Annotated in this window: 21 protein-coding genes; all 21 read right to left on the reverse strand. The window is 32.5% G+C overall.

The genetic code is table 11. From position 1 onward, the window contains the following. Positions 1-2 precede the first annotated feature (2 nt). Positions 3-605 (reverse strand): TetR/AcrR family transcriptional regulator, encoded by a 603-nt coding sequence (locus tag RSB60_RS01275; RefSeq protein ID WP_332614071.1) that lies wholly within the window; start codon positions 603-605, stop codon positions 3-5. Between the two features lie 85 nt (positions 606-690). Continuing rightward, a complete protein-coding gene (gene glyA / locus RSB60_RS01280) occupies positions 691-1908 on the reverse strand; it encodes a serine hydroxymethyltransferase (protein ID WP_332475149.1) in 1218 nt (405 codons plus the stop codon). 2 nt (positions 1909-1910) lie between these two features. Next, positions 1911-2519 carry an L-threonylcarbamoyladenylate synthase gene (locus tag RSB60_RS01285; protein WP_332614074.1) on the reverse strand — a complete coding sequence of 203 codons (609 nt, stop codon included), beginning with the start codon at positions 2517-2519 and terminating at the stop codon, positions 1911-1913. Between the two features lie 121 nt (positions 2520-2640). Further along, a complete protein-coding gene (locus tag RSB60_RS01290) occupies positions 2641-4320 on the reverse strand; it encodes a hypothetical protein (RefSeq protein WP_332614076.1) in 1680 nt (559 codons plus the stop codon). 175 nt (positions 4321-4495) lie between these two features. Next, the gene (locus tag RSB60_RS01295; RefSeq protein ID WP_332614078.1) at positions 4496-4849 is read right to left on the reverse strand and encodes a DUF1622 domain-containing protein; all 354 of its coding nucleotides are present in this window, start codon (positions 4847-4849) and stop codon (positions 4496-4498) included. A gap of 102 nt (positions 4850-4951) precedes the next feature. Beyond that, positions 4952-5698 carry a GntR family transcriptional regulator gene (locus tag RSB60_RS01300; protein ID WP_332614080.1) on the reverse strand — a complete coding sequence of 249 codons (747 nt, stop codon included), beginning with the start codon at positions 5696-5698 and terminating at the stop codon, positions 4952-4954. A 10-nt stretch (positions 5699-5708) separates the two neighbouring features. Then, positions 5709-6386 carry a deoxyribose-phosphate aldolase gene (gene deoC / locus RSB60_RS01305; RefSeq protein ID WP_332614082.1) on the reverse strand — a complete coding sequence of 226 codons (678 nt, stop codon included), beginning with the start codon at positions 6384-6386 and terminating at the stop codon, positions 5709-5711. Between the two features lie 86 nt (positions 6387-6472). After that, a complete protein-coding gene (locus tag RSB60_RS01310) occupies positions 6473-7120 on the reverse strand; it encodes a ribulose-phosphate 3-epimerase (protein WP_332614084.1) in 648 nt (215 codons plus the stop codon). After that, positions 7120-7590 (reverse strand): PTS galactosamine transporter subunit IIB, encoded by a 471-nt coding sequence (gene agaB, locus RSB60_RS01315; protein ID WP_332614086.1) that lies wholly within the window; start codon positions 7588-7590, stop codon positions 7120-7122. Before agaB ends, RSB60_RS01310 begins: the two co-directional genes overlap by 1 nt. Then, positions 7591-8382: a PTS system mannose/fructose/sorbose family transporter subunit IID gene (locus RSB60_RS01320; RefSeq protein ID WP_332614088.1), complete on the reverse strand. Its 792-nt coding sequence runs from the start codon at positions 8380-8382 to the stop codon at positions 7591-7593. Next, on the reverse strand, positions 8369-9136 hold the full coding sequence (locus RSB60_RS01325; RefSeq protein WP_332614090.1) for a PTS sugar transporter subunit IIC: 768 nt from the start codon (positions 9134-9136) through the stop codon (positions 8369-8371). The genes RSB60_RS01320 and RSB60_RS01325 overlap by 14 nt, the downstream gene beginning before the upstream one ends. A gap of 22 nt (positions 9137-9158) precedes the next feature. Further along, on the reverse strand, positions 9159-10220 hold the full coding sequence (locus RSB60_RS01330; protein ID WP_332614092.1) for an SIS domain-containing protein: 1062 nt from the start codon (positions 10218-10220) through the stop codon (positions 9159-9161). A gap of 157 nt (positions 10221-10377) precedes the next feature. Beyond that, on the reverse strand, positions 10378-11232 hold the full coding sequence (gene prmC, locus RSB60_RS01335; protein WP_332614094.1) for a peptide chain release factor N(5)-glutamine methyltransferase: 855 nt from the start codon (positions 11230-11232) through the stop codon (positions 10378-10380). A gap of 2 nt (positions 11233-11234) precedes the next feature. After that, complete coding sequence (gene prfA / locus RSB60_RS01340; protein WP_332614096.1) at positions 11235-12305, reverse strand: peptide chain release factor 1; 1071 nt, start codon at positions 12303-12305, stop codon at positions 11235-11237. A gap of 148 nt (positions 12306-12453) precedes the next feature. Beyond that, positions 12454-13050 carry a thymidine kinase gene (locus RSB60_RS01345; protein WP_323381230.1) on the reverse strand — a complete coding sequence of 199 codons (597 nt, stop codon included), beginning with the start codon at positions 13048-13050 and terminating at the stop codon, positions 12454-12456. A 118-nt stretch (positions 13051-13168) separates the two neighbouring features. Then, positions 13169-13915, reverse strand: coding sequence for a MerR family transcriptional regulator (locus RSB60_RS01350; RefSeq protein WP_332614098.1), 747 nt, complete (start codon positions 13913-13915; stop codon positions 13169-13171). 81 nt (positions 13916-13996) lie between these two features. Next, complete coding sequence (rpmE, locus tag RSB60_RS01355) at positions 13997-14200, reverse strand: 50S ribosomal protein L31 (protein WP_323381155.1); 204 nt, start codon at positions 14198-14200, stop codon at positions 13997-13999. A gap of 123 nt (positions 14201-14323) precedes the next feature. Next, positions 14324-15586 carry a UDP-N-acetylglucosamine 1-carboxyvinyltransferase gene (locus tag RSB60_RS01360; RefSeq protein WP_323381154.1) on the reverse strand — a complete coding sequence of 421 codons (1263 nt, stop codon included), beginning with the start codon at positions 15584-15586 and terminating at the stop codon, positions 14324-14326. A 26-nt stretch (positions 15587-15612) separates the two neighbouring features. Next, positions 15613-16266: an HAD family hydrolase gene (locus RSB60_RS01365; RefSeq protein WP_332614100.1), complete on the reverse strand. Its 654-nt coding sequence runs from the start codon at positions 16264-16266 to the stop codon at positions 15613-15615. 45 nt (positions 16267-16311) lie between these two features. Then, the gene (locus RSB60_RS01370; protein ID WP_332614102.1) at positions 16312-17502 is read right to left on the reverse strand and encodes an MFS transporter; all 1191 of its coding nucleotides are present in this window, start codon (positions 17500-17502) and stop codon (positions 16312-16314) included. A gap of 282 nt (positions 17503-17784) precedes the next feature. Beyond that, positions 17785-18022, reverse strand: a 238-nt coding sequence (locus RSB60_RS01375) for a hypothetical protein (RefSeq protein WP_332614104.1), incomplete at its 5' end; no start/stop codon positions are given.

Below are 18022 nucleotides of genomic sequence, written 5' to 3' on the forward strand. Positions count from 1 at the left end.
TCTTATCCTCTTTCTGCAATTCCAAAAATCATGAAATCTATTATCTTTGACAAATATTCTTCATGTAAGTCAATACATTCTGCAATTGATATCTCATTTGATATGGGACTACTAAAATAACCATTAAACATTGTTTGCATCAACGTAAAATAGTTCATCGCATTTTCATATGTAATTCCATTGCGAAGTTTTACAGAATTTAATATATTCATATAAATATTCTTATTTAGTGAATCAAACTCTTTTTTTATTTCATTGATACTACTTTCTAAACTTCTTGGTGGTTGCATAAGACTTTCAAAAAATAAGCGTGCATAATTTTTATTGTCCCGTAAAAATTCTAAACGGACTGCTAAGTATTTTTGTGAATCAGTTCCAATATCTTGTTTTTCAATGAAATCAATTAAACTATCAAAACATCGCTTAACACACTCCAAATACAAATCATCTTTGCTTGCAAAGTTATGATAAAACAATCCTTTTGATACTCCAGCTTTACAAATTGTATTCAAAGTTGTCCCAGAATAACCATTTTCTCCAAATTCATCAAGAGCTATTTTAATAATTTTTTCTTTGGTAATTGCCGTTTTTTGTTCCTTTTTCATATAATCCTCCACTATAATAGACCATATGGTCTATTATAGTGGCTATATTTCTTAACGTCAATATAAAAGCCAGAATTAATCTGGCTTATTCGAATATAAATTTTTCTGTTAGATCAACAACTTCTTGTTTTATCTTTGTAATATTATCTTCACTTGGATTTTTCAAGACATCCGCAATCCATTTTCCAACTTGTTTGAATTCTTCTTCTTTAAATCCTTTTGTTGTCATAGCTGCAGTACCTAAACGTATTCCACTTGTTGTAAATGGTTTTTCTGTATCAAAAGGAATTGTATTCTTGTTACATGTAATATTTATTTCATCTAAAAGCTTCTCAGCTTCTTTCCCTGTCATTCCAATTGATGATTTCACATCCACTAGAATTAAGTGATTATCCGTACCACCTGTCACTAATCTAAATCCTTCTTCATTAAGTGATTCAGCTAATGCCTTACAGTTTGTAATGATTTGTTTTGCATAATCTTTAAATGAAGGTTCTAAAGCTTCACCAAAGCAAATTGCCTTACCACCAATTACATGCATTAGTGGTCCGCCTTGAATACCTGGGAATACATTTTTGTCCAAGACTTGAGCATATTTTTCTTTACATAAAATAATTCCACCACGAGGTCCACGTAATGTTTTATGTGTTGTACTAGTAACAAAATCGGCATATGGAACTGGTGACATATGATACCCTGTTGCAACTAATCCGGCAATGTGTGCCATATCAACCATAAGATATGCCCCTACTTCATCTGCAATTTCTCTAAATTTTTTGAAGTCAATTTCTCGTGGATATGCACTTGCTCCACAAACAATCATTTGAGGTTTTACTTCATTTGCAATTCGTCTTACATCTTCATAATCAATCATTTCAGTTTCTTTGTCTACGCCATAACTGAAGAATTGATAAAGTCTTCCTGAGAAGTTTAAACTATGACCATGTGTTAAATGCCCACCACTATTTAAATCCATTCCTAAAACTTTATCTCCAGGATTCAATACAGACATGTAAACAGCCATGTTCGCTTGAGAACCTGAGTGAGGTTGAACATTTGCATGTTCAGCATGAAATAATTCACATAAACGATCACGTGCTATATTTTCAATCATATCAACATATACACAGCCACCATAGTAGCGTTTCCCTGGATATCCTTCGGCATATTTATTTGTAAGAATTGATCCAGTAATTTCACGAACATCTTTTGAAACAAAATTTTCTGATGCGATTAATTCAATATTATTTTTTTGACGCTTTGTTTCTAGATTTAATGCTTCCAATACGATCATATCTTTCATGATTATCCCTCCAATGATTTTAATATATCTTCTAATTGAATTGGTCCTTGACGTAAAACAACTAATTCATCTTGTGTACAGTCTAAGATTGTACTCGCAAGACCATCACGATGTTTTCCATCAAGAATTACTTCTATTTTGTTACCTAATCTTTCATTAACCTCATTTGCATCTTGGCAAACAGGTTCACCCGATAAATTTGCACTTGTTAGAAATAATGGTACACCAACATCTTGAATCATCTCATTGATTCCAGTAACATCAATCATTCTAACTGCTAATGTATCTTTTCCATTTGTTACCCAGTCAGGAACACAGGACTTTTTTTTTAGTATAAGTGTTATTGCTCCCGGTAGCCATTTTTCAATTATCTTTTTTTCTCTACTTGTAATTTCTGCAATTTCTTCACATTGTGCTAAATTACCTACAACAAGTGGTAATGATTTTTCCTCTGGTCTTGCTTTAGCATGTTTAAGTTTTTCTTGCGATGCTTGATTATCATAACGACATGCAATTCCATAAATGGTATCTGTTGCAAACGCAACCAAGCCACCTTCTTTTAAAATTTCACTCGCTTCTTTCCACTGTGTGATATCTACTATTTTAGCCATATCTATCCCTCAATTCATTACACCTATTTTAGCATACTTTATACCACAAACAAGAAAGCTTTAAAAGTTATTTTTAAACGTAGATAAATAAAAAACTGTTCAGTTTCCCAAACAGTTTATTTTATGCTTTTGTTGATAATGTTTCTTTCTCTTCAACTTCTATTTTTTTCTTACCCATAACCATCATTACAATTTGTGCCACAGCGATAACAAACATCACAACTGTATACTTATCTACCATTACCATTGGTAATGACATATTTTCAGTTAAGACAAAGGCAACTAAAGATAATACCGCAATACAAATCATCATCACTTTAGCCCATTTTTTATAATAAACTTCTGTTGTTTCTTCTTCATTTTCTTTATTTTTTTTGAATAGAAAGAAGATTGCTAGAATAATTGTAAGACCCATAGAAAGTAAATTAAATAGTGCCCAAGTACCTTTGTTATTCAACGCTAATGGTGTTTCTTCATCAGCAATGATTGTACTATTAAGACTTTCATTCTTATCTGTTGCTTCAATCGTTGAATCTTCTAAAGTAACTGGTAAAACCGTTGCTACTTCTTCAGTAGCTGGAACAGTTTGTAGTTGAACTAACTCCGGTGCAATTTCAGTAATTACGTTATTTACTTGTTCTTGTACTACTGTTTCTTTTCTTACTTCTTCGCCATCAGAGCCTTTTCCTTCTTGTGTATCATTTGTGTTGCTATTATTTGTATCATCCTTTGATAATTCGCTATTTTCAGAATCTACTGGAAGATTTGTACTATTTTCTAAACTTTTCTTAACTTTAATTGTGAAGTATTGATTACAACTAAAGTCATCAGCCATAAAGTAAGCATTCACTTCTTCTTGTGTATAATTCATTGGGTTTCTTTGTCCAAATACCCAAGTATCAATTTCATATCCTTCTGCAATAGTTAATGTAGGTACTTTCTGAATAATACTGTATCCATTTACATTTTTTGTATCCGATACAAATTTGATATAATCCGTTCCATTTTCAAAAGAAACTAGTCCTTTACTATTTTCATCCACAAAAAATTCTATTGTGAATGCTATTTTCCCAAATACTGCTGTTAAGTCAATTGCTTGATTTTGAATTTTTGATGCCTCTTCACTCAATGCAGTGTATGTTTTATAAAGAACACCATTAAGTTCCCACCCTTTGAAATAGTAACCCATTGGCGCTTCAACTTGATTAAAGTTTGTTTCAGTAAATACTGTAGTGAATGGAATATCTCTTGAATACATAAATGTTACTTGACCTGTTAACCAACCTGTATTTAATTCTTTAACGCCCAATTGAATTGTATATTCTGTATATGCTCCAAATACTGGTTTTACTACTTTGTTTTCATTGATAGTTCTATTGTACATGAAGTACATATATGGATTTGCATAACCTGTCATAGCTTGACCATTAATTGTCCATCCAATTAGCTTTCTTTCGCCTGAACTTACAAAATTAGGAATTAAATTTAAATTTACGTTTGATCCAGCTGTTACTTTGATTTCAGTTGTTCCATAAGTATATACTCCATCTGTTGGATTATCTAAAACAAATTGAACTGTATACTCTGCAGGAATTTCCGCCATCATTGCTACAGGTGTTTCTTCAATAACTTCTTGAACTAAAACTTCCGTTTCAACTTGTACTGGTTCACTCATTGTTTCTATTTGAATATCTTCTTCTGCATATACTGGCATGGCAATTGATGAAACAACTGCTAATACAGTAATAGCACTTAAAATATTTTTTAAAATAGGTCCTAATTTTCTTTCTTTATTTTTCATGGCACTAATCCCTCTATTCATTTTTGATAAATCTATCATAACAATGCGTGGTTATATGGTGGTTATAATACAAAGCACCTGTAATTTTTTAATGAAGTTTTGTTTTATTCGGTTATATCGTGGTTATATCTGTTGTTTTTACCCTGTTAACAACAAAAAAGGGGATTTCTTCCCCTTAATCTTTTTGTTCTGCTGTTCCTTGTGTCGTAATACGTGCCATTTCTTGATTCTTTATTTCCCAATGAATTAAAAACGTCAAAGCCGCCCTTAGAATTACAACAAAACCTGTTATTATCAAATCATTAACATCTTGCGCAATAACCGTTCTTAAAATCTCACTTCCTAATTTGAACTCCAACCCCATCGCCATTCCTTTTGCTAAATCAAGTCTAGTTTTAGGATTTTTGTTAATATAATTAATTAACCCCTTTATTCCTGAAATAATTAAAATAATAACACCAATAAATTCAAAAAAGAGAATTGCGTAGTTAACAAGATCCGTTAAAACTAAATCTAATATTTTTTCCATCATAAACTCCTCGTTATCATTACTTAAATTTTACTAATAACGAGATTTTATAGCTAAAATACTATCTACAACAATAAATAAAACATTGTATCAATATTTTTTCTATTTAAGATTATTTATATCGACTTCAAAACTATTTCTTTCTCCAACATAAATCGAAATATCATAAGAAATAAGCGAAGCATCCTGATCGTAATCTTTACTTTCAACATATTGAACAGCTGAGTCACGTTTTACTTTCAACAAGTCAGCATACTGATTTTCTATAATTCTTGCTTCAAATGTTTTGCAAGTTCTACAAATTTTAATTCCAAATTCCTTTTCCATTGTTTCATATAAGGAATTATTTTCTAAATCAAAATCTAAAAGTCCTGTAAGTTTGTCCTTCTTAATGAATGCATCTACATATACAACAGGTACATCATTTCTAAATCTAAGTCTTTTCACCCTTAAATAAGGATCACCGGCATTAATTTCAAGCAACTTTGCAATTTCTTCACTTGCTACCTCTTCACCTTTACTCAAAACAACTGTTCTTGGATTATATCCTGCGCGTCTCATTTCCTCATTAAAACTTTTAATTTCTTTAAAAAATCCCGTACTTATATCTGCATTCTTTACAAAAGTCCCTCTACTCTTATATCGAACGATATATCCTTCAGCCATCAAATCATAATATGCCTGTCTTGTTACCGTTCTTGACAAACCAAAGATATTACATACATCAGCTTCTGTTGGAATTTGATCTCCTTGTTTCAGTCTGCCAACAAGTATTGCATTTTTTATTGATTCTTTTAATTGAATGTATAGCGGAATTGATGAGAACTTGTTAATTTTAATATAATCCATAATCTATCTCCTATTTTATTGAATTTATTTGCTTTATAATTTGAGCACCTTTCGATGTTCCAATTCTCGTTGCACCTACAGAAATCATTTTTTCCAATAGTTCCAAATCACGAATTCCTCCTGAAGCCTTGATTGCTACTTCATCATGAACGATACTTTTCATCAGTTCAACATCTTCTACACATGCTCCAGCAGTTCCAAAACCTGTTGATGTCTTCACAAAATTCGGTCTAATCTTTCTAGCAATTGTTGAAACGCTTACTATCTCTTCTTTTGTTAAATAACAGGTTTCTAAAATTACTTTTGAAGTCACCTTATGACGTCTACATAACTCTACAATTCGTTTCATTTCTTCTTCAATATAATTAAAGTCGCTATCTTTTACTTTCCCAATATTGATTACGTAATCAATTTCATCAACACCATCTTGAATAGCATTCTCAATTTCTGATAACTTTGTCTCAATTGTTGTTTGTCCTAAAGGGAAACTAATTGCTGCACCTACAAGAACACCACTATCTTCTAGTAATTCTTTACATTTTTTTACTTGACTTGAATTAACTGCAACAGATTTAAACTTATATTCCTTTGCTTCTTTACAATGATTCTTAATTTCTTCTTCGGTAACATTAGGGCGTAATAAAGTAGAATCAATTAATAATTCTATTTCTTTTGTATTTAATTTCATTTTTCCTCCAATAACATTACATAGTTATTATACTTCATTATTTTGTTATTCTCAAATAAGTTTATGAAAAAGGATGGACTATTCCATCACTTTTTCTTACGTATATCCATCAAAATATCTTCATATTTTTGCATCTTTCCAAACAATGCACTTGTTCCTAATACAAAACCATCTACTCCTTTGGAACTTAAATCATTAATCACTTCTAATGAACATGCTCCATCAATAATAATCTGATAATCAAAGTTTTCTTTTAATTCTATCAATTTCAAAATTTTATTTAACGTATGCTTGATAAATTTTTGACCTGCAAAACCTGGATTTACTGTCATAATAAGCAAATAGTCTACGTAATACAAAACTTCCAATATTGATTCTACACTTGTCTCGGGATTAATCGCCAGTCCCACACCCACATTTCGATCTTTTATTTTTTCGATTGTTCTAAGTAATTTTCTTTCCGATTCGGGATGAATGTAGATAATATCAACACCTAGATTAATAATTGTATCAATAATGTTGCTTGGATTATTCATCATTAAATGGACATCTACTTTTCTTGAAGTGTTTTTCCGAATACATTTTATGTCATTTAATCCCATTGATAAGTTAGATACAAAATTTCCATCCATCACATCACAATGAAATATATCAATACCCGCTTCATCTAAAGAGATAACTTCATCCTTCAAATTATCATAATCAATACACATCATACTAGAACATAAAATCATTATATTACTTGCTTTCTATCGGTTGGAAGCATTTGTATAAAAATTTCTTCCACCTTACTTTTAATATATGCTATATCCTCAATATCTTTTTGATCAACATAAACGTGAGCATCAATGTATTCTTTTTTTCCTTCAGAAAAATGCATGTTTCCTATATTTACATTCTTAATAGGAACATTCCCGTTAAGTAATTCACGAATTACACTCGGTGTTTTTGCAATCAAAAATATTTTTTGTTCAGCTGATGCTTTACTAATAATTTCTATTGTTTTTTGCGTTGTAAAAAAACGTATCCCTACTCCTGCTCCGTCTGATGTCATTCTCATCAATTGCTGTTGAACTAAATTAGTAGCTGCTTCATCATCGACAACGACAATCAAATTTGCATTTGTTGAACTGATCCAAGTACTTCCTACTTGTCCATGCACTAATCGATTATCTATTCTTGTAAATACTATATTTGGACTCATTTACATAATCCCAGTTAATGCCAATAGTATTGATACAACAATGATTGAAGCAATCAATGTAATAATATTAATATTTTTCTTTTTGAACAAAAAGTAAAATAGACCAACAATTAGAGCAGGGAGTAAATTTGGAATAATTGCATCAAATATCGATTGCAATCCTACGACATTGAATAATACAATTTCTTCTGGAAAAGCAAACTTTACATAGATTGGAACCATAGCACCTACAACCATTACACCTAGAATTCCAGCTGCTTTTGTTAATGGCTTTGCATTCGTGGTTAATTTAGAAACAGCACTTGTCCCCAATTTATATCCTGCGTGAACAAACCAAACTCTTGAATATGCTAAGACTGCCCATATTGCAATAAATAATAAAGGCCCAACAACTAAATTTTGATTATTTAATGATGAACAGATAGCCGCTGTAATTGGTAGCAAGGTAAACCAGAAAACAGCATCGCCTAAACCAGCAAAAGGACCAAACAAACCTGTTTTTATACTTTTAATCAATTCCCTATCTTCTCCATTTTCTTCCATCGAAAGAAGTAGTCCCATAAGAAAGGATGCAGCATGTTGCTCAGTATTAATAAAATCTAAATTATTTGATAGTGACTTCGCAATTTGTTCTGTATCATTTCCATAAATTTTCTTTAATGCTGGAAGTAAACACCATGCAAAACTCCCTGCCTGCATTCTTTGGAAGTTAAACCCTGTTTGATACATAATTGATCTCAAACCTATTTTTGTCAAATCTTTCTTTGAAAGTTTATTTCTAGATACCGTCATTTGTATTTACCTCCGATTTTTTATTTGTGTCAGCTAAGAAACTAATAAATGCAACCGCCATACCTGCAAGTGCTACAGGTAGTACATTCGAGAATCCCATAAAGGTCATTAGTAGAAAACCTATAACTAGATAAGCGACATTTTCTTTCTTTACCATAACTTTTAACAACAACCCTAAACCAACACCTGGTAATATCCCTCCTGCTATATCAAATCCTCTTATAATGAATTCTGGGAAACTATTAACAAACAAAGTAATGCTATCTTGTAGTGCATAAACTGATAAGAAAGCAATTAAGGCATATAAACCTGTCAAGATAAACTCAGGTAAAAATATAAAGAAAGAGAACTTTTTAAAATTTCCTTCTTGTGAGTATTTGTCTAGATACACATTGAAGCCAGAAAATAAAGATTGGCAAGCAATTACTGTCCATTGCATAAGCAATGCAAAAGGTAAAGATAATCCTAAAGCAGCTTCAACACTTATTCCATTTTTGTAAGCTAAAACTGTAGTCATTAAGCCAGCAATTAATGGATTTGGTGGAACAGTTCCCCCCACCGTTAATAATCCTAAATAAGCTAGTTCCGCAATAGCTCCAGCCTTTAATCCTAGTGTCACATCACCTAATATTGCCCCTGTAAAAAACGCTACCACTATTGGTCTAAACACAAAGAATGCTTCCCATCTCGCATCCCAAGCAAATAAGAAAACCATGATTGTTAGTAATATACCTTGTATTAATGTTATTTGCATATTCTTCTCCTATTAATTAACTTTAAAAAGTTATTGTCGTTTTAGACAAGCCCATTGGCTTATCTGGGTGGTAACCTCTAGCAAATGATAGTAAACAAGCAAACATTTGAGAGAAAATTACAAGTGCATAAACCCCTCGTAATCCTTCCGCTTCTTTTGGTAATAAAATTGCATAATCCGCCATTTTAGCAATCTCCTCATCATTTGTAACCATAATGTTTGTAGTTTTAAAATCATTTTTCAATTTCTTCATGAGATCCACAGTTGACTGATTAGTTTTTATGTCATTAGCAAAATACAGTATCGGAGTAAACCTCTCAGTAGTTGCGATTGGACCGTGCTGGTAGTCACTTGCAGCATATGATTTAGCATTTGTATAGCTCGCTTCTTGTATCTTCAGTTCCGTTTCTTGAGAAACTGCATAAGATAAACCTCTTCCAATCAATAAAATATCTTTAACATTTCTAAAAAGTGGAATTATATTTCTTATTTGTGATTCTAAATTTAAACTATCTTGCGTTATTTTCACGAAATTTTTGATTTCATCAATTAAGTCTTCTCTTTCACTCATATGAAGTGCCAACGCAATAATAATTGTCAGCTGAGCTATATATGACTTTGCAGCAGTAAAGCTTTTTTCTTTGCCACATTCGCAATTAATATAAAAATCACCTGCATTTCTCATTAAACATTCCGGTTCATTCGTAATACTTACACTAATTCCTCCTTGATCTTTACAGTTTTTAATTACTGTGCAAACATCTCTCGCTTCGCCACATTGTGATACACCAATCACCAAAGAATGACTCAAATCCTGTTTACCTTCATAAAGTGTCAATACCGAAGGTGCACTTAAACTTGTTACATATGGTGTATACATTTCAAAAACATATTTTCCTACAATAAGTGCATGTTCACTAGAACCCCTTCCTACCAATACAACGTTATTGATAGGTCTTTTTTTTACTTCATTGCAAATCGCTTGAATTACTTCAATATTCTTTCTATATGAGTTTTCAACAATCTCTGCTTCCGTTTGTATTTCACTCCACATATCAGAATCTGATACTTCAATAAAATTCACTTCTTCACTTCCTTTCTGTTTATGAATCTCATTTATATAACTATGTTATTACAAAGTTATATAATGTGTCAATTACAATATTATATTAAAAACACTTAGTACTGACATTTTGGTCACAAATTATCTTATAATATCGTTTCAAGAATAAAAAAAGAGCCTACTTAGGCTCAATGAGTACAAATAGCATTCTGTCCTTGCCATTTATATCTTTTATCACTTCCACTTTAGAATCTGGAAGATATTTTTTTACTTCATTTGTTAGTGTTTCTTTTTGATCCCAACCCATTTCAAAAGCCATAAACGCTTTCTCATTTAATACCTTATTACAATTTTCTAAAATTGCGCGGTAAAATTTCAATCCATCTTCACCACCAAATAGTGCTACATGAGGTTCAAAATCAATAACAGCTTCCTCTAGTACTTCTTGTTGAGGAATATAAGGCGGGTTACTGATGAGTACATCTAATTTAATTCCTTTATCAATTAATGGTTGTAACATATCGCCAGTCATAAATTCAACTTTTGCTTCATTATTCAAAGCATTTAACTTCGCAATTTCAATTGCTTCTTCACTAATATCTGTCGCAAACATCTTTACTCTAGCTTCTTCTTTAGCTACCGAAATCGCTATTGCTCCACTGCCCGTTCCAATATCTGCACAAATAATTTCTCCTTTTGGAAAATGTTCATCGATATGTGCCAAAATATGTGATACAAGTTCTTCCGTTTCTGGTCTTGGTATTAAAACATTCGCATTAACCACAAATTGATACCCATAAAACCATGAATATCCAAGAACATGTTGCATAGGTTCATGATTTAGAATTCTCGTCATTCCCAACTCATATTCTTCTTTTACTTTTTCAGGAACTTCTTCATCATAGTTCATATATAAATCAACACGATTTTTTTGTGTTAGTTCTACTAGATAAGTAAGTGCTGTTTGATCTGGTAAATCAAGTTCTGCACACTTTTCTGTATATTGATGTATAAGTTGTTTAAAAGTTGGCATGATTAATTCCCTGCCAACTTTTGTCTTTGTTCTTCTTGAAGTAAACCAGCGATTATATCATCTAGTTTTCCTTCCATAATACGATCTAATTGCGTAATTGTTAGTCCAATACGATGATCTGTCACACGGTTTTGTGGATAGTTATACGTACGAATTTTTTCTGAACGATCGCCTGTTCCTAATTTACTCTTACGTTCTTTATCTTTTGCTTCATCTTCAATACGTTTCATTTCTGCATAAACTTTAGCACGAATCGTATTTAATGCAGTTGCACGGTTTTCAATTTGACTTCGCCCATCTTGGCACTTTACATAAATTCCCGTTGGAATATGTGTAATACGTACTGCTGAGTCTGTCTTATTAACGTGTTGCCCACCTGCACCACTTGCACGCATTGTTTCAATTTCTAAATCATTCATATTGATTTCAAAGTCTTCTTCAGCAATTTCAGGACTTACTAATACAGTTGCTGTTGAAGTATGAATACGTCCTTGTGTTTCAGTCTTTGGAACACGTTGTACACGGTGAGAACCATTTTCAAATTTTAATTGGCCATATGCTCCATCACCCTTAACAATGAAAGATACAAGTGTGAATCCACCTGCTTCAGCTTCCATCATTTCAATAATATCTGTCTTCCATCCTTGTGTTTCTGCATAACGAGAATACATGCGATATAAATCTCCCGCAAAAATATTTCCTTCATCGCCACCCGCAGCACCACGAATTTCAACGATTGCATTGTTATCATCAATCGCATCTCTTGGTATTAATAAAATTTCAATTTTTTCTAATAATTCTTCTTTTGCTGGCTCACACTCATCTAATTCTAAACGTGCCATTTCTCTAATTTCATGGTCGTCCTCTTTTAATAATTCGTGTGCTTCGCTAATACGAGACTCGTAACTTTTCAATTCTTTATATGCGTCAACTGCTTGTTTCAAACCTGCTTGTTCTTTTGCTAGTTTACCCATAAGTTTTGGCTGTGAAATAATTTCATCACTAATTAATAAATCATTTATTTCATTATAACGATCTTCAATTTTTTGAAGACGTTCTATGATTGCACTCATGTTGAATCCTCCTTTTATTTTTATAAACCACTTTTATATCATTCTTGTAGTAATAGCTTGATTTTAAATCCTAATACAACCACTTTAAACTAGTGGATTTGGTACTTAGATTAATAATCAACAACACTTTCTCCTCATATTGAGTTTCCTACAATCCAAGTTTTGAAGGTTTATCTAATACTTCATGACAATGGCGACATCTTGCTTCATAACTTTCTGAAGCACCCACCAAGATTAATGGATCATTCCAACTTGCTGGATTACCATCCACCAAACGTTGTGTTCTTGTAGCTGGTGATCCGCATTTATTACATACCGCTGTAAGTTTTGTTACAAACTCAGCTTCAGTAATGAGAATCGCCATCATTCCAAAAGGCTCTCCTCTAAAATCTGTATCTAGCCCTGCTACCATAACACGCTTTCCATGTTTAGCTAAATAATCACAAACTTCTGCAATATTTTCATCAAAGAATTGTACTTCATCAATTGCGATTACATCTGTTTCTTTTGTGACATGATCCAAGATTTCAGAAGATTTTGAAACAACAATGCTATCTACTGAGCTCCCTGCATGAGAAACTACTTTTGTGTCACTATATCGATTATCAATTGCTGGCTTGATAACTAGAATATTTTTCTTTGCAAATTCTAATACTTTAACACGTCTTATTAATTCTTCAGTTTTTCCGGCAAACATGCAACCTGAAATAACTTCAACCCATCCTGGGCGATATTGATGATACATCATACTCATAATTCGATACCCCTTATTTTTAAAATTCCTATACTATTCTACCACAGGTTAACCTTTATGAAAATGGCTAAAGAACCAAAAGAAAGAGCTGAATAATCAGCTCAATTCTCTATTTTTGCTTATTATCAGCATAAATACGCATAGCCTCTGATAAGAATAACGATAGACCCTCACCGTATTTATCTACATTCTTTGTGAAACGCTCATCTTCAATATACATTTTCCCCAAATTTCCAAATGCTTCATATGAATAGTGATACCCAAAATTAGCGTTCATGTAGGTATACATTTTTTCCATTGCCTCTTGAGCTACTATAGATTCTGGCATTTCTTTAGAAACCAAGGCTAAATCCTTGAATAATCGATCCATTCCCTCAGTTATCGCATCTTGCTCTTTGCTTGATTTATCCGCAATAAATCTCTTACTTTCTTCTACCTTCGCTTTTCCCCATATTCTTATTGCCTCTTCTTCATAGGGATTGTTGTTAAGATCAAAATCTTGTAATTTTTCCTTCATTGTTAACTTACCTCCTTGTTTTGTAGAACTTAAGGTTTTATCTAATAGTTTTAACATTCTTTCAATTCGCATTTTCTCATATTCTAGTGCTTTTCTTTGAATTTCATACGCCTCCATACGATTAAAATTAGAATTATTCAAAAGTTCCTTTATTTTGGAAAGAGTAAATCCACATTGTCTAAAGAATAAAATTTGTTGCAATCGATCAATATCTTCTTCACTATATTCACGATATCCATTCAACCCATTACGATGTGGGGTTAATAATCCGATTTGATCATAATGATGTAGTGTCCGGACGCTACATCCAATTAAACTCGCTATCTCTTTAGCATTCATGATATTTCTCCTTCTATAATTATGTTAAACTATTACGTTACGTTATAGTCAACTAATAAAAAAAGAAGGTATATTTACCTTCTATTTCATGCCAAACTTTTTGTTGAACTTCTCAATTCTACCTTGAGCAGCTGCGAAACGTTGTCTTCCTGTATAGAATGGATGACAGTTAGAACATGTATCAACACGAATTTCTTTTTTAGTTGATCCAGATTCGAATTCATTCCCACAACTTGTACAAACAACTTTGCATTTTTGGTATTCAGGATGTATTCCTTGTTTCATATTCGTCTTCTCCTTCCGCCTTAGACCTCATTTGAGTCCAAAGTAAGTGCCCACATATAATATCATGTCATTTTGAATAAATCAACTAATTTCCACCAAGTAATGGATGGTTTTTTTATCTATTTATTCAACTGTTTCGCGCCATATTGTCGCTCCTAATGATTTAAGTTTACCATCTAAATCATCATAGCCACGATCAATATGATTTACGTCATGAATTTCAGTCACACCTTCTGCAATTAAACCCGCAATAACAAGACTTGCACCACAACGTAAATCCGTTGCAGTAACGCTATCTCCATATAATTTAGTGGGACCATGAGTAACACTTAATCCTTGCCCCACTTCAATATTTGCACCCATTCTTTGTAATTCTGTACAGTGTTTAAAACGTTCAGGATAAATTGTCTCCTTGATTGTTGAATCACCTGTTGTTTGTGTCAATAAAGCTGTTAATGGTTGTTGAAGATCAGTCGCAAACCCAGGGTATGGTAGTGTTTTAATATCTACCGCCTTTAGATTTTCTGTTCGTTCAACCGTTACGCTATCCACATCAACATCTAGTTTCACACCCATTTCTTGAAGTTTTGATAATAAACTGTCCAAGTGTTGGGGAATAATATTTGAAATTTTCATTTTTTCTGCCGCAGCTGCAGCCATGATAATAAATGTTCCTGCTTCAATACGATCAGGAATTATTTCATGAAAACATCCATCTAGTTTTTCAACACCATCGATTGTTATCACATTTGTTCCTGCACCACGAACTTGCGCACCCATTTTATTCAATAAAGTAGCCACATCAATAATCTCCGGCTCTTTTGCGGCATTTTCAATAATTGTACGTCCTTCTGCATGGACAGCGGCCATCATAATGTTAATTGTCGCTCCTACTGAAGATACATCTAAGAATATTTTAGCACCCACAAGTTTTTCTGCTTTAATATGATAACTACCTTCTACATAATCAATTGTTGCACCCAATGCTTCAAAGCCTTTTAGATGTAAATCAATAGGACGAGGTCCTAAATAACATCCTCCTGGCATTTTCATCTTCACTTCGCCATACTTTCCAAGTAATGCTCCCATGAAATAATAAGAAGCTCTTAGCTTGGTTACTGCACGATTTTCTAACGGTTTATTAACCATATTCGTAGGATCAATAATAATATGATCTTGCGATTTATGAATTACATCTACATTCAATTCATTCAATAAAACAGATAATGACTCTACATCCGAAATGTTTGGAACACCAACAATAGTTATAGGTCCTGTCGCAAGAATAGCAGCCGGAATTAACGCAACAGTTGCGTTTTTAGAACCACTAATACGTACCTCACCATTTAATAGATGCCCACCTTCAATTTTAATTACTTGTTCCATAGTCTTCCTCATTTCACCTGTTTATTTTAACATTTCTTACTATACTTCTCAACGAGTTCCTGAACTTCACTGAGACTATTGATGATCTGTGTCGCTTTTGCTTGATTATTCGGTAATCGCTTATCTTCTAATGCTAAAACAATCATTCCCGCAGAGATTCCTGCTTGAATACCAAATTCTGAGTCTTCAACCACTACACATTCCTCTGGTGTGACATTTAAAACTTCTGCTGCATGAAGATATATTTCAGGATGTGGCTTACTTTGTACGAACTGTTCACCACTTACTACAAAATCTAAGTAAGGTTCAAATCCACACACTTCTGCTACGTGTTTGATATTATCAAGCGGAGATGATGAACAAATCGCTATTTTATATCCTGCATCTTTGAGTGCTTTGAATGTTTCTAATCCGCCTTCTTTTGCTATACTTTTATAATCAATTGGATGCTCTTTAAAATAAGTATCATTCATTTCAATTATTTCTTCAAGTGAGTACTTTCCTTCTAACATGGTATATAACATTTCATAGGTCTTTTCCATTGTTGTACCAATCACTGTACATACATCTTCAAATGTGCCTTTAAATCCAATTTCTTTTAGCCATGCAAACATACCATTCATATAGAATATTTCTGAATTAATCAATACTCCATCCATATCAAAAAAGACTGCTTTCATTCAATTCCCTCCCTTATTCATGGGTTAAGTATACCATAAGAATCCTCAATTTTTTAATGCTTTACTGAAGTGAAAAATAGCAGCAGCTGTAATTACTAAAATACCTGCAATTATCAAGATAGTTTCGACTGGCACTACATCTGCCAAAGGCCCATATACCATCATTCCAATTGGCAACATACACGATGTTGTAATCTGCATAAAACTAAATACTCGTCCTTGCATATCTAAATCTACTTTTTCTTGTATGGTAACAGTAATTGGTGTGTTATAACAAGGAGCTGTTATTCCTATCAATGTATTACATATCAAATAGATAATAAACACCGGTGATATCCCTAACCCAATCATTACGAATCCATACATTGCTCCTGCAACAAGAGCAGTATTTAATCTATTTTTAAATCCTCCCCATGTGGTAATCAGTATTCCCCCAATAACCATCCCTAAACTATATGTCATTTCACTCATAGTGAGTCGCCATACTTCTTCACCAAATCGCCTGCTTATCATTAGTGGGGTAAGAAAAGCAGATGGGCTTATCATAAACATTGATACCATTTGAAAGATAAGTAAGTTAAAAACAAATTTATTGTTTTTAACAAATCGAAATCCTTCTTTCATATTTTGTATCATCGTTTTATCTTCCGTATTATTCTTAATGAGTTGCCCAACTTTTACAAAAGCCGTAATGCTAACGCCAATAATTGCAGTAATTACATCAATAAATAATGTAACTTCCAATGAAAATACAGATAAGATTGTACCACTTACAGCTGGTGATAAAAACATCATGATAGAGTTGCATGTACTCATGATACCATTTACTTTCATCAAATTTTCTTGTGGTACGATTTGTGGCAACATTGCATTCACTGCAGGCGTTTGAATTCCAGCACCAGCAGAACGAATTATTAACACTAAAAATAATACCCAAATATTTTTGTTTCCTGATAGAAACAGTAAAGCCAATCCAAGTGTTGCTAACGCAATTACTGAATCTGATAACATGATTAACTTTTTCCGATTATATTTATCAATCCATGTTCCCGCAAAAACAGCGATACAAATTTGCGGTAGAAATCCACATAATGTTGATATTGTAAGCATGATTCCTGATGATGTAGATAACGTTACATACCAAATAATTGCATACTGTACAAGTGATGATCCAAATAATGATATTGTTTGTGCACTTAAAAAACGCACAATATTCTTTTTCCAATTTTTTTCCATAATTTTCTCCATTTCCAAATTAAAACGACGAACACATCGTCCATCGCTCTTAGTAAAATGAAGTCCCAAGCAAAATGAAAGAAACGTAATTTTACGCTACTTCACTATTGCTTGATGAATTTATTTGAGCTCTGCACAATGCTTCATCAAAACTTTTTGAACAGAGCTAATTCGTATTCTCAATTTATCGAGTTTAATGTTTGTCATTATGCTCACTTCCTTGCTTGCTAGTTATTATAGCACTTTCATCAAAACATCGTCAATTTAGAAATTAAGCGAAATTTAGTCTTGTGAAATTTCAAATTCTATTTTATTACTTTCATAATTTTTTTCACATTCGATTTTGGTAATTCTAAACAAATCATCATACTTATTTTGTGTTGTCAGCATTTTTAAATATTTTGGTAATTTAAAGTAGAAATAAAGTACCACCGTTAAAATTACGATGACAAAAATAACATTAATTGTTTGTTGAAGTATTTCTGGATTTCCATTTCTCAATCCCAAAAGATAAATTGAA

It is taken from the genome of Anaerorhabdus sp., assembly GCF_036657415.1.
Taxonomy (GTDB): domain Bacteria; phylum Bacillota_I; class Bacilli_A; order Erysipelotrichales; family Erysipelotrichaceae; genus Anaerorhabdus.